The organism is Natronobacillus azotifigens (assembly GCF_026805325.1).
GTDB lineage: Bacteria > Bacillota > Bacilli > Bacillales > Amphibacillaceae > Natronobacillus > Natronobacillus azotifigens.
In genome coordinates, this window is the sequence record NZ_JAPRAT010000004.1 from 1 (window position 1) to 12029 (window position 12029).

Sequence of the window (12029 nt, forward strand, 5' to 3'; positions counted from 1 at the left end):
ATAATTACGCTGCTTTTTTTGACAACTTCTATATCGTATCATACATAAGGTATAGAAGTCAATGATTTTTTTAATCTTTTGTCGAAACAACTTGGCCTCTCGTTGTTTTTTTACAATGTTATTTCGACGCTCAAATAATATACCATATAGTAATGAGTAGTGCAAGTTATTTTTGAATAAAGTCATCTATTCCTACTTGTACCCGGTGTAATCCTAGATAAAACACTAATTCAAAATTTAATTGTGAAAAAATTATTCATAAACACTAGTATTCAAAAATTGAAGAATCCCTGAGTACCATTTAAGCAAAAAACTCAACCTCCGATAGGAAATTGAGTTTTTCTCTCTCATTAAATTATAGATATAGATTACTACGAAAAGTTAAACAAAGACAAATATATGCAATGCAGTTAACGAAATCATACCCGGGATACCTAGAAACCCAGCAATTGTGGCTGTAACCACATTAATTGGTAAGTGCATACCTACAGATGCAGCAACTATATTAAAGAAAAATAAAAACAATGCACCAATTGCTAACTTCATTGCTCCTTGCATAAGTGCTTGAATCGGCTTTATTGGTGCTCCGACAATTAGTAAAATAGTAATCATTGCAATAATAATGCTAACGATCATAACTGAGTTCATCACAATCTCCCCTTTATCCCGGAGCAACCGTCCGTAAAGCACCCACTCGTCTACATCAAAAAAATCAAAGTTGGCTAAGTGGAAGGAACGGAAACTAGCACTCCGAATGGTTCAACTAACAATCAGTGGGGCAATATCGAATCTCTCCACCCATTATAGTTTCACTTTTTATACTTATAAAGAAATTATGATAATTCCATAAAAAATAGAACAGCTCGTCACAACTAAATGTGACGAGCATTTAAATTACGATAACGAGCCTCTCTCAACAAATAAAAATATTTCGCTTCTGCAACCATTAAATCATAGCGACCGACATCACTGGGCTCAACACTTCTTTCAATAATACCTTTCAACTTCATCCATTCTTTCTGTAAGCGAAAAATATCATCTAATAAAATTTGTTCTAATTCCTTCTGCTTTTTCTTTTTACGTAGACCCACATAGGTCACCACCTTTATCATAGAGCAATTGCCCGTAAGACTCCCTCTTCATAGCAGCAAGAAAAACAAAGTTGCTAAGTAGGAGGAGCGGGCGCTAGCACCCCGAATAGTTCAAGGGCCTTCAGGTCATCCTTTAGGGCTAACAATCAGCAGCGGTAAAGCTAAACCCTACACTGATTTGGCGTTTCCCTTTATAATTCACGTCTTCCTTCTAACGCTTTCGACAAGGTTACTTCATCGGCATACTCTAAATCGCCACCCATTGGCAATCCATGAGCTATACGAGTAATTCGGATACCTGATGGCTTTACTAATCGCGAGATATACATGGCGGTAGCTTCCCCCTCAATATTAGGGTTCGTTGCTAGAATTAATTCTTCGATCTCCTCATCCTTCAAACGAGTTAACAAGCTTGGTACGTTTATATCCTCTGGACCGATGCCATCCATTGGGGAAATTGCGCCATGCAATACATGATATCGACCATTAAATTCTTTCATTTTTTCCATTGCAATCACATCTTTTGGATCTTGCACCACACAGATGACTGTATTATTTCGTGATTCATCTTGACAGATTGCACAAGGATCTTGATCCGTAATATGACCGCAAGTAGTACAATGAGAAAGTTCTCGTTTTGCATTCACTAATGCTTTAGCAAAATCTAACACGTCATCTTCTTTCATATTTAATACAAAAAAAGCCAGACGAACCGCTGTTTTCGGTCCGATTCCTGGCAATTTAGTAAAGCTATCAATCAGCTTTGAAATCGGTTCTGGATAATACACTAATCATGCCCTCCTAGAACATTCCTCCAGGTAAATTCATTCCCTGTGTGAATTGTCCCATGGTTTCGTTAGACTTTTCTTCTACTTTATTTAAAACTTCATTTGTTGCGGCAATAATAAGATCTTGTAACATTTCCACATCATCAGGATCGACAACTTCTTCGTTAATTTCAACATCTAAAATCTCTTTCTTACCATTTGCTACTACTTTAACCATTCCACCACCGGCAGTAGCTTCAAACGTCATTTCTTGTAACTCTTCCTGAGCCTTCACCATATCCTTTTGCATTTTTTGCATTTGTTTCATCATTTTATTCATGTTACCCATACCACCACGCATAATATTTCCCTCCTAATATAATCTAGTCTTCATGGATTTCTAATAAATCATCGCCAACAAGTTTTCTTGCCTCAGCTATTACCGGATCTTCTTCTTCCTTTTCATCTTCCGGTTTCTCGTCTACTTGTTGTCGTTGTTTCTGAACATATTCTTGTCGAATTTCAAGCCAGTTTGTTTCTGGTATTGGAACAACGGTTATTGGCTGCCCTACTAATTCTTGTAATAATGATTCTATCTTATCTCGATGTTCCATAGCAAGCGAACAATGTATTTCGTATTTAAAAGCAATAATTAATGCATCCGCTGAAGCAGCACTTGGTTTAGCATCTTGTAGTGTTGCATGGGCAGGTGCGTTTTGCTGCTTTAACAATTTCATAAACGTTGCCCATTGCGATTGAACTTTCTTCAAATCGTCTTTTTGAGCAGTGTCAAGCACCTGGCGGATCCGTTCATAAGGAACTTTAAATCTGCTTTTCGTCGGTGGTTGTCTACGTTTATTCGTTTCATTGGACCGTTGCGCTTCTGCAGTTGCAGGCGGATTCTTTTTTAAGGCAGCTAAATCTTTTTCTAGTGTATCAAGTTTCTGTTTTAACTGCAAAACCTCGTTTGAATCTGCACTTTGCTCACTACCAGCTTGGGATTCCTCTGTTAATTTCAACAACGTAATCTCTATGAATACTTTCGGGCTATTTGTCCATTTCATTTCTTGCTGGCACTGATTTAAAGACGAAATTGCTTGTTGAATCCATTTTGCATTTACTTTTTCAGCCAATGCCTCAAAGGAATCATTGATCATTGCGCGTTCAAGAACTTCTGCTAAACCAGGTGCACTTTGGTATAACAAAAGGTCTCGCAAGAAATAAATCATGTCATGCACGAGTCGCCCAGGATCTTTTCCCTCTTGGATAAAATGATCGACCAATCGTAAGGCTTGTTGAACGTTTTTTTCAACTAGCGCTTCCACTAATTTAGTCAAGTTACCTTGAGAGACAGATCCGGTGATTGCTAAGACATCTGCTAAACCAACTTCCCCATCACTATAGGAAATCGATTGGTCTAATAAGCTTAATGCATCGCGCATTCCACCTTCCGCTGCTAAGGCGATTGCTTCATATGCTTCTGGCTCGACAGAAACTTCTTCTTCCCCCATGATTGCTTGCATTCTCGCTACGATCGTCTGTTGAGTAATTCGTTTGAAATCAAAACGTTGACACCTAGAGATGATCGTTAAAGGTATTTTATGTGGTTCTGTCGTGGCTAAAATGAAAATCACGTGTTTCGGTGGCTCTTCTAACGTTTTTAGTAATGCATTAAAAGCACCAATAGAAAGCATATGTACCTCGTCAATAATATAGACTTTATAAGATACTGCACTAGGCGCATATTTAACTTTGTCCCGGATATCACGGATTTGTTCGACACCGTTATTGGATGCAGCATCAATTTCCATCACATCAGAGATCGCCCCTGATTGAATACCTTGGCAAGATTCACATTGTCCACAAGGTTCTTTCGTTGGTGCCTGCTTGCAATTGATTGTCTTTGCGAAAATTTTTGCCGCACTTGTCTTTCCTGTTCCCCGCGGACCCGAAAACAGATAGGCATGCGAAAATTTCTCTTGAACAATTGCGTTTTGTAATGTCCGAGTAATATGCGATTGTCCTACTACGTCAGCAAAACTTTGTGGACGCCAGACACGATACAGTGCTTGATAGCTCATTTTAGCTAAACCCTCTCTTCTTCATTCTTTTCTATTATAACTGAATTGCCCAGCCAATGTGAACAATTCCTTGGAAAATACACAAAAATCTCTCACCATAATGGTAAGAGATTTATTTCATTCATATAATAATGCCGTGCACCCATCGTCGATGAGACAACCCCAAGCGTTACATAAGTTCATGGCTCAGCCCAGGCATCCCTGCGGCACACAAGAAAGACCGCTTACTGCTGCTTCCTTCCGGACCTGACAGGGTTCACGGGTTCTTGTTGCGCAGGACCCGAGCGTCAGCACCAATTCCTTATGGCAGACCTTAAGGTTATCCACCTCAGATGGGAATTCCGTCTCGCTATAGCGGATTGCGAGTATAGGGCACCGCTACCTCCCCACCTAGCACGGCAAGTTTGTTAACAATTTTCATGTGCACTAATTTAGCGCAAATACAAGTATAAAACTTTTTCACCAAAATTGCAATGTTTAATCGATGGTATTTTTTTCCTTATAATCAACTATAGAAAGCACTTTGGCTTGTTTCTTTTGTTCACGTAATTGTTTAAAAAAACGCGTTAATAGCTTCCCACAATCTTCTTCCATTATACTACCAACGACTTCTACTTGATGATTAAAACGTGAATCATTTAACAAATTCATTAAGGACCCTGCACAACCAGCTTTCGGATCATATGCACCAAAAACTACCCGAGGAATTCGTGCTTGAATAATCGCACCAGCGCACATCGGACATGGTTCTAAGGTTACGTAAAGGGTGCATTCTTCTAAACGCCAGCTTTCTACTGCTTGATTTCCTTTATCAATCACAAGCATCTCGGCGTGGGAAGCCGTCGTTTGTAATGCTTCTCGTAGATTAAACGCCTGAGCAACAACCTCTCCTTGATAAACAAGGACAGCCCCGATCGGCACTTCGCCTAACTGTTGTGCTTTCAATGCTTCTGCTATGGCCAGCTTCATATAATCTTCATCTGTCATCGTATAAGCTCCCATTTCTAGTATTTGTCCTTTATTGTAACAAATCTACAAGAAAAAAAGAACCTCACACTCCTATCTTCCCACGCATAGGCTAATTATGGAGATTTGATTATTAAGGAGGAAAAACGTATGCAAATACATGTAGTGCAGCAAGGTGATACACTTTTTTCGATCGCTAATAACTATGGCACAACGAGCCAAGCTATTAGTGATGCGAATGAATTGGATAATCCAGATCAACTTGTTGTTGGTCAAGCGCTTGTTATTCCAATCGTTGGTCAATTTTATTACGTACAGCCCGGTGATAGTTTATTTAAAATCGCACAGCAATTTAACCTAACTTACAAGGAATTAGCTAGCATCAATACAATTGATCCAAATCAACCCCTGTCCATTGGATTCCGACTATATATACCTGAACAACCGAAACGAACGATAGAAACAAACGCGTATGTAGAACCAATCGGTACAACTGTCTCACCAACACTAATTAATGCATCCGAAAAACATGCACCATTACTAACTTATCTAGCTCCATTTAGTTATCAAGTAAACCGTGATGGAAGCTTACAACCACCGCTACTCGATAATTTCCAAACGATTGCGGAACAAAATCAAGCCGTCCTTATGCTTGTCATTACCAATTTAGAGGAAGGAGCTTTTAGTGATGAACTTGGGCATTTGATTGTTACAGATGAACAAGTGCAAAACAGAATGTTAGACGAAATCATCCAAACTGCTCAAACAGTCGGTTTTCGTGATGTTCATTTTGATCTTGAATACTTACCACCAGAAGATCGTGAAGCATACAACCAATTTTTACGCAAAGCAAAAGAAAGACTTTCAACGGAAGGATTGCTCATGTCAACCGCACTAGCCCCGAAAACACGGGCCGATCAGCCAGGAGCATGGTATGAAGCACATGATTATCAGGCGCATGGTGAGATCGCTGACTTTGTTGTATTAATGACCTATGAATGGGGTTATAGTGCGGGACCCGCAATGGCAGTTTCTCCACTAGATCAAGTAAGGATCGTGATAGAATATGCACTAACAGAGATGCCCGCAGATAAAATCATGCTTGGACAAAATCTCTATGGCTATGACTGGACACTTCCTTTTGAACCTGGTGGAGATTATGCAAGAGCAGTTAGCCCGCAACAAGCCATTTTATTGGCACGTGATAATCAAGTTGCAATTTCTTATGACACGATAGCACAAGCACCATATTTTCGATATACCGATGAGGCTGGTGATCAACATGAAGTCTGGTTTGAAGATGCTCGATCTATTCAGGCAAAATTCGATCTCATTAAAGAATTAAATTTACGAGGCATTAGCTACTGGAAACTCGGTTTAGCTTTCCCTCAAAATTGGCTTTTGTTAGATAGTAATTTCACGATAAATAAATACCTCGATTAATAAAAATCCCCGCTTCACTTCAAGAAAAGTGGAGCGGGGATTTTTTATTTACTTAGTAAGCGAAGTGATTCTCGATTAAATGCATCGATATCATCTGGCGTACGGCTTGTTACTAATTGTTCTTGGCAGACAACGACCTCATCATCGATAAAATTCACACCTGCATATTCCATGTCTACACGTATCGATTTATATCCAGTCGCCTTTCTACCTTCCAAAGCCTTTGCGGTAATCAGAAGTTGAGGACCATGGCAAATGGCGAATACAGGTTTTTTTTCATCCATAAATGCTTTTGCAAAAGCAACAAAACGATCATCATCTCGCATAATATCAGGTGCAAAGCCACCAGGGATTAATAGTGCATCAAATTCTTCAACAGATACTTCTCCAATTCCACGATCTACTGGGAATTTTGACTCCCCTTTTTTCCCCGTAACAACTGCTTCTTTTTCATGGCCAATCGTCACTACCTCATGACCTGCGTCTTCATACGCTTCTGCAGGACCAGTATACTCAACATCCTCAAAGAGATCCGAAATGACAACAGCTACTTTTTTCATACAAATCATCTCCTCATTTTTTATCATGGAGTAACTCGCGGTTCACCCCGAAGGCATCAATGGCCTTTAGGTTATCCATTAAGACTACCAATCAGTCGGGGAAGATCATCCTCCACTAATTGAAGTTTCACTTTATCCTAAATCTTAGTTAAAAGTTTACCCTATTTCAATTGTTGTAAACCATTTTTGCATTTTTTCAAAGTAAGTATCTTGCTATCTATCTAGAGCTTCTCTTATATCCTTAAGAGTTTCCAATCATTCTTCATATCCAATTAGGCTCAAGTTATGGTAGAATAAGCTTTGTCTATTTTTTATACTATTATTGAGGAGGAAATAGGATGAATCACGTTCCTTTTCTTGCCGTTGAAGGACCAATTGGCGTTGGAAAAACATCATTAGCAAGAAAAATCGCCAGTCACTTTGATCTCCATTTATTGAAGGAGATAGTAGAAGAAAATCCATTTTTGAGCAAGTTTTATGATGATATCGATGCGTGGAGTTTCCAAACAGAGATGTTTTTTTTATGTAATCGATATAAACAATTAGAAGATATTCAACGTTTATACTTATCTGCGAATAAACCGGTCGTTGCGGATTACCATATAACAAAAAATATGATCTTTGCTAAACGAACATTAGCAGAAGAACAGTTTGATAAATATGAACAAATCTATCATATTCTCACCGCTGACATGCCAAAACCAAATGTAATGATTTATTTGGATGCTAGTTTAGACACATTATTAGCGAGAATTACTCAACGTGGTCGAGCTGTTGAACAGAATATCCAAGCTTCTTACCTACAACAATTAAAACAAGACTATGAGATATTTATGGATACTTTTGAAAAAGAAAACCCCGATATCCCAGTGATTCGAATCGATGGAGATCAGTTAGATTTTATTAAATATCAAACAGACCTCGAAAAGATTATTCAAAAAATAGAGCATCAACTAATCAAAGGAGCACGAAACAGATGAATTTAAGAGAAAAATATCAAATTCCCCATGATAGTGTGATCACCATTGCTGGAACAGTCGGCGTTGGTAAATCTACCATGACCCATGCACTAGCGGACGCACTAAATTTCCGAACATCTCTTGAAAAAGTGGATACCAATCCCTATTTGGACAAATTTTATGCTGATTTTGAACGATGGAGTTTTCATTTGCAAATTTATTTCCTCGCTGAACGTTTTAAAGAACAAAAACGAATCTTCGAATATGGTGGGGGATTTATTCAAGATCGATCGATCTACGAAGATACTGGTATTTTTGCAAAAATGCATTATGAAAAAGGAACAATGACTGGCATCGATTATGAAACATATCGTAGTCTGTTCGAAGCTATGGTTATGACTCCATATTTCCCACATCCGGATTTGTTAATATATTTAGAAGGTTCATTTGAAGACGTGACAAGTAGAATTAAAGAACGTGGTCGCCCAATGGAGCAACAAACGCCAGTGAGTTATTGGAAAGAAATGCACGGTCGCTACGAAAATTGGATCAACAGCTTTAACGCTTGTCCGATCTTACGTATCAATATCGCTGACTATGATTTGGTTGAGAATAAAGGATCAATTGAATCTGTTTTAGAAAAAGTAGGGCACTTTATTAATCAATCAAGAAAATAATAGGGTTATAAAAAAACGGACAGATTTGTCCGTTTTTTTTATTCGCTAAGTAATTTTCCTAGTTCAATCGAGCGATTTGTTGCCTGCTTGATTGCTTGTTTGAAGGCTAATTTAACTTGATAATCATCTAAAGCAAGTAATCCTTGCTCGGTCGTTCCCGCCGGGCTAGTGATTTTTTTTCGTAATGTTGCCGGATCATCTGAGGATACTTGTAACATTTGGGCCGCTCCTAAAATGGTCTGTTTAATAAAATCACTCGCTAACGACTTTTCTAAACCCAATTCAACCGATACATCTTCAAGTGCCTCAATCACATAATAAAAATATGCCGGCCCTCCCCCTGCTAGACCTGTTATAACATGAATTTCATCTTCTGTTACCTCACGAACCAATCCAATCGTTTCAAATAAGCTTTTAGCAATTTCCATATGCTCATCTGTAGCATGTACACCTTTTGTTAGCCCAGTTGCACTCTGACCAATCATGGCTGAAGTATTTGGCATCACTCGTACTACAGCCACTGGTGCTGCCAACTGCTCTGCAATATAATCCGTTGAGACTCCTGCCATTACGGATAAAATGAGGACATCTTTTGTAATGAATGATTTTAATTCCGCTAATGCTGAAGACGCATCATTTGGTTTCATTGCTAGTAAGATGACGTCCGCTTGATCAATGGTTGCTTTTACTTCACTATTCACTTCAACTTGATATTTTTCTTTAATCTGCGCTAACTGTTCTGGATCATTTTTATTCGTAACCATCACTTTATCTGGCTCAATAAAACCTTGCTGAACAACTCCAGCAATGATCGCTTCTGCCATTGCACCTGCACCAAGAAATGCTATTTTATTTAACATCCTAATCCCCCTCGTTAATTCATTGCTAGTATCCTAACAGATTTATCTTTTCTTGTATAGATAATTTGTGGAATATTTCGAAAATAATTGATCGTAAAACTCTGAAACACATCACGTACAATTTACTGATATTTAAACAAAAAGTGATTATTTTGTCATCAGCTTTATTTATCTCTACATTCTCGTAAGACTCTCCACAATGTTATTTATGCGCAACATAAAAAAACACCTAACAAAGTTAGATGTTTTTGAATAAATATGTATGGCGGAGGAGGAGGGATTCGAACCCCCGCGAGCCGTGAAGCCCCTGTCGGTTTTCAAGACCGATCCCTTCAGCCGGACTTGGGTACTCCTCCGTGACTGACGACAAAATTTATAATATCAGTTTCCGCCAAACATGTCAATATACTTCTGATCTTTTTTTACTTAATAACCGTTTTCCCACCCATATATGGTTGTAGCACAGTAGGTATATTTATAGAACCATCCGCATTTTGATTATTCTCTAGAATTGCCGCTACCGTTCTACCGATTGCTAAACCAGATCCATTAAGGGTATGAACGAATTCTGGCTTTGCTTTTTCTTCTCGACGGAAACGAATACCTGCACGTCTTGCCTGAAATGCCTCAAAATTTGAACAAGAAGAAATTTCACGATACGTATCATTACTAGGCATCCAAACTTCTATATCGTATTTTTTTGCAGCCGTAAAACCTAAATCAGCTGTACACATGCTCATGACACGATACGGTAATTCTAATAACTGAAGAACTTTTTCTGCATGCCCTGTCAATTCTTCTAATACTTGATAAGAATCTTCTGGTTTAACAAAATGAACAAGCTCTACTTTATTAAATTGATGTTGACGAATCAAACCACGTGTATCCCGACCAGCAGAACCTGCTTCTGAGCGGAAAGACGCACTATATGCAACAAATTTTTGTGGCAAATCACGCACTGACAAAATGTCATCTCGATAATAATTGGTTACAGGAACTTCTGCTGTTGGAACTAAAAAGTAATCCCAATCCTCAATTTTAAACGCATCTTCTTCAAATTTAGGTAATTGTCCTGTTCCCGTCATACTTGTTCGATTGACCATATATGGTGGTAGCATTTCTTCATACCCATGCTCATCTGCATGTAGATCCATCATAAAGTTTAACAATGCGCGTTCCAAACGAGCACCTAACCCTTTATAAAAGACAAATCGACTACCTGTTACTTTTGCCGCACGCTCAAAATCTAATAAGCCTAGTTCTGTTGCAAGATCCCAATGGGCTTTTTGTTCAAAATCAGGAGTTTTCACTACTCCCCATTGACGAACTTCTACATTATCATCTTCTGTTTCTCCAACTGGCGTAGATTCATGTGGGATGTTCGGAATCGTTAATAAAAGGTTTGATAATTCTTCTTCCACTTCATTTAATTTAACATCTTTTTCTTTAATTTCATCTCCAACTGCTCGCATTTCTTTGATCATTTCATCTGCATCTTGTTTTGCTTTTTTTCTTACTGCAATTTCTTTTGAAACTTCATTTCTTTTTGCTTTTAACTCTTCCGTTTCCGCAATTAAACTTCTTCTTAATTGATCCAAATCTTCAAACTTGTCTAAATCAGACAAATCTTCTCCACGATATTTTAATTTTGCTTTTACTTCTTCGAATTGATTACGTAAAATTTTCACATCTAACATGTTGAAACCTCCCGTTAAAATTTTTTTAAAAAAATTGAGAACACAAAAACTCCCATCCCTAAAATATATAGGGACGAGAGTTTAATTTCCCGCGATACCACCCTGATTGAAGAACGTATTCTTCCGGCTTCTTTTTAGAATAACGGTTTGCTTCGCGCAACCGGATATGCTTTTCACCCGCATATCAACTCAAGGATGGATTCATAGCTCTTTACACTGGTTTTCACCAACCACCAGCTCTCTACAAGTAAAAATAACTATTACTACTTCCTGTCAATGTGTTCGTCTATTTATTTGTGATTTTTTTAATCATAGCGAAAAACGCTCTACAATGCAAGTTCTTTCTTCGCTTCTTCCACCATTTTAACAAAAAATTGTGTCAAACGGTGATCATTTGTTAATTCTGGATGAAACGCGCTACATAGAAAATGTCCTTGCTTCGCTGATACAATCGCATCTTGGTACGTAGCCAACACTTCTACCTCGTCTCCAACAGAAACAATATATGGGGCACGGATAAAGACCGCTTCAAAATCATCCGCAACACCGGTAATTTTTAGCGATGTTTCAAACGATTCACGCTGCCGACCAAATGCATTCCGTTCTACCTTCATATCCATAAGCCCTAAATGCGGCTGATCTTGTCCAGCAATTTCATTTGCCAGCAAGATTAGCCCGGCACAAGTTCCGAAGATAGGTTTTCCCTCTTTACCAAATTGTTGTAAAGGAGATAAGAAACCATATTGATTAATAAGACGACGCATTGTAGTACTTTCTCCACCTGGTAAAATTAAGCCGTCAATCTCTGCTAACTGTTCTACCTTTTTTACGACTAAAGCTTCCGCACCACTCGCTTCAATCGAACGAACATGCTCTCGAACTGCTCCCTGTAAACCTAACACACCAACTTTAGTCATATCTAATCTGT

At 38.4% G+C, this 12029-nt stretch carries 13 protein-coding genes, 1 tRNA gene, 1 other RNA gene and 1 other annotated feature; of the genes, 3 read left to right on the forward strand and 12 right to left on the reverse strand.

Features of this window, described 5'->3' with window-relative positions; all coding sequences use genetic code 11:
• Nucleotides 1–381: 381 nt before the first annotated feature.
• From OWO01_RS03045 to tadA, 7 genes are all read right to left on the reverse strand, one after another.
• Nucleotides 382–648, reverse strand: coding sequence for a pro-sigmaK processing inhibitor BofA family protein (locus tag OWO01_RS03045; RefSeq protein WP_268778957.1), 267 nt, complete (start codon nucleotides 646–648; stop codon nucleotides 382–384).
• Between the two features lie 224 nt (nucleotides 649–872).
• On the reverse strand, nucleotides 873–1091 hold the full coding sequence (locus OWO01_RS03050; RefSeq protein ID WP_268778958.1) for a YaaL family protein: 219 nt from the start codon (nucleotides 1089–1091) through the stop codon (nucleotides 873–875).
• Between the two features lie 191 nt (nucleotides 1092–1282).
• The gene (recR, locus tag OWO01_RS03055; protein WP_268778959.1) at nucleotides 1283–1879 is read right to left on the reverse strand and encodes a recombination mediator RecR; all 597 of its coding nucleotides are present in this window, start codon (nucleotides 1877–1879) and stop codon (nucleotides 1283–1285) included.
• Nucleotides 1880–1892: 13 nt separating this feature from the next.
• Nucleotides 1893–2222, reverse strand: a complete 330-nt coding sequence (locus tag OWO01_RS03060; RefSeq protein WP_268779084.1) for a YbaB/EbfC family nucleoid-associated protein — start codon at nucleotides 2220–2222, stop codon at nucleotides 1893–1895.
• A 19-nt stretch (nucleotides 2223–2241) separates the two neighbouring features.
• The gene (gene dnaX / locus OWO01_RS03065; RefSeq protein WP_268778960.1) at nucleotides 2242–3939 is read right to left on the reverse strand and encodes a DNA polymerase III subunit gamma/tau; all 1698 of its coding nucleotides are present in this window, start codon (nucleotides 3937–3939) and stop codon (nucleotides 2242–2244) included.
• 134 nt (nucleotides 3940–4073) lie between these two features.
• Nucleotides 4074–4338: signal recognition particle sRNA large type (ffs, locus tag OWO01_RS03070), an RNA gene on the reverse strand.
• A 78-nt stretch (nucleotides 4339–4416) separates the two neighbouring features.
• Nucleotides 4417–4926 carry a tRNA adenosine(34) deaminase TadA gene (tadA, locus tag OWO01_RS03075; RefSeq protein WP_268778961.1) on the reverse strand — a complete coding sequence of 170 codons (510 nt, stop codon included), beginning with the start codon at nucleotides 4924–4926 and terminating at the stop codon, nucleotides 4417–4419.
• Between the two features lie 129 nt (nucleotides 4927–5055).
• Here tadA and OWO01_RS03080 point away from each other — a divergent pair, with 129 nt between their 5' ends.
• Nucleotides 5056–6348: a glycoside hydrolase family 18 protein gene (locus tag OWO01_RS03080; RefSeq protein ID WP_268778962.1), complete on the forward strand. Its 1293-nt coding sequence runs from the start codon at nucleotides 5056–5058 to the stop codon at nucleotides 6346–6348.
• Nucleotides 6349–6392: 44 nt separating this feature from the next.
• Here the strand turns inward: OWO01_RS03080 and OWO01_RS03085 are convergent, their stop codons facing one another.
• Complete coding sequence (locus OWO01_RS03085; protein ID WP_268778963.1) at nucleotides 6393–6908, reverse strand: type 1 glutamine amidotransferase domain-containing protein; 516 nt, start codon at nucleotides 6906–6908, stop codon at nucleotides 6393–6395.
• 338 nt (nucleotides 6909–7246) lie between these two features.
• Between OWO01_RS03085 and OWO01_RS03090 the strand changes: the two genes are divergently transcribed.
• Both OWO01_RS03090 and OWO01_RS03095 read left to right on the forward strand, forming a co-directional pair.
• Nucleotides 7247–7888, forward strand: coding sequence for a deoxynucleoside kinase (locus OWO01_RS03090; RefSeq protein ID WP_268778964.1), 642 nt, complete (start codon nucleotides 7247–7249; stop codon nucleotides 7886–7888).
• Nucleotides 7885–8544, forward strand: coding sequence for a deoxynucleoside kinase (locus OWO01_RS03095; RefSeq protein ID WP_268778965.1), 660 nt, complete (start codon nucleotides 7885–7887; stop codon nucleotides 8542–8544). Before OWO01_RS03090 ends, OWO01_RS03095 begins: the two co-directional genes overlap by 4 nt.
• A gap of 38 nt (nucleotides 8545–8582) precedes the next feature.
• Here the strand turns inward: OWO01_RS03095 and proC are convergent, their stop codons facing one another.
• From proC to pdxT, 4 genes are all read right to left on the reverse strand, one after another.
• A complete protein-coding gene (proC, locus tag OWO01_RS03100) occupies nucleotides 8583–9404 on the reverse strand; it encodes a pyrroline-5-carboxylate reductase (RefSeq protein WP_268778966.1) in 822 nt (273 codons plus the stop codon).
• Nucleotides 9405–9667: 263 nt separating this feature from the next.
• Nucleotides 9668–9760, reverse strand: a tRNA-Ser gene (locus tag OWO01_RS03105).
• 66 nt (nucleotides 9761–9826) lie between these two features.
• Nucleotides 9827–11101 (reverse strand): serine--tRNA ligase, encoded by a 1275-nt coding sequence (serS, locus tag OWO01_RS03110; RefSeq protein WP_268778967.1) that lies wholly within the window; start codon nucleotides 11099–11101, stop codon nucleotides 9827–9829.
• A gap of 66 nt (nucleotides 11102–11167) precedes the next feature.
• Nucleotides 11168–11387, reverse strand: a binding site (T-box leader).
• 40 nt (nucleotides 11388–11427) lie between these two features.
• Nucleotides 11428–12018 carry a pyridoxal 5'-phosphate synthase glutaminase subunit PdxT gene (gene pdxT, locus OWO01_RS03115; RefSeq protein WP_268778968.1) on the reverse strand — a complete coding sequence of 197 codons (591 nt, stop codon included), beginning with the start codon at nucleotides 12016–12018 and terminating at the stop codon, nucleotides 11428–11430.
• Nucleotides 12019–12029: the final 11 nt, after the last annotated feature.

Bases quoted from the DNA above. Each gene is read 5' to 3' on its own strand.
- OWO01_RS03045 (WP_268778957.1), bottom strand. From the start codon at position 648: ATGAACTCAGTTATGATCGTTAGCATTATTATTGCAATGATTACTATT.
- dnaX (WP_268778960.1), bottom strand. From the start codon at position 3,939: ATGAGCTATCAAGCACTGTATCGTGTCTGGCGTCCACAAAGTTTTGCT.
- tadA (WP_268778961.1), bottom strand. From the start codon at position 4,926: ATGACAGATGAAGATTATATGAAGCTGGCCATAGCAGAAGCATTGAAA.
- OWO01_RS03080 (WP_268778962.1), top strand. From the start codon at position 5,056: ATGCAAATACATGTAGTGCAGCAAGGTGATACACTTTTTTCGATCGCT.
- OWO01_RS03085 (WP_268778963.1), bottom strand. From the start codon at position 6,908: ATGAAAAAAGTAGCTGTTGTCATTTCGGATCTCTTTGAGGATGTTGAG.
- OWO01_RS03090 (WP_268778964.1), top strand. From the start codon at position 7,247: ATGAATCACGTTCCTTTTCTTGCCGTTGAAGGACCAATTGGCGTTGGA.
- OWO01_RS03095 (WP_268778965.1), top strand. From the start codon at position 7,885: ATGAATTTAAGAGAAAAATATCAAATTCCCCATGATAGTGTGATCACC.
- proC (WP_268778966.1), bottom strand. From the start codon at position 9,404: ATGTTAAATAAAATAGCATTTCTTGGTGCAGGTGCAATGGCAGAAGCG.
- serS (WP_268778967.1), bottom strand. From the start codon at position 11,101: ATGTTAGATGTGAAAATTTTACGTAATCAATTCGAAGAAGTAAAAGCA.
- pdxT (WP_268778968.1), bottom strand. From the start codon at position 12,018: ATGACTAAAGTTGGTGTGTTAGGTTTACAGGGAGCAGTTCGAGAGCAT.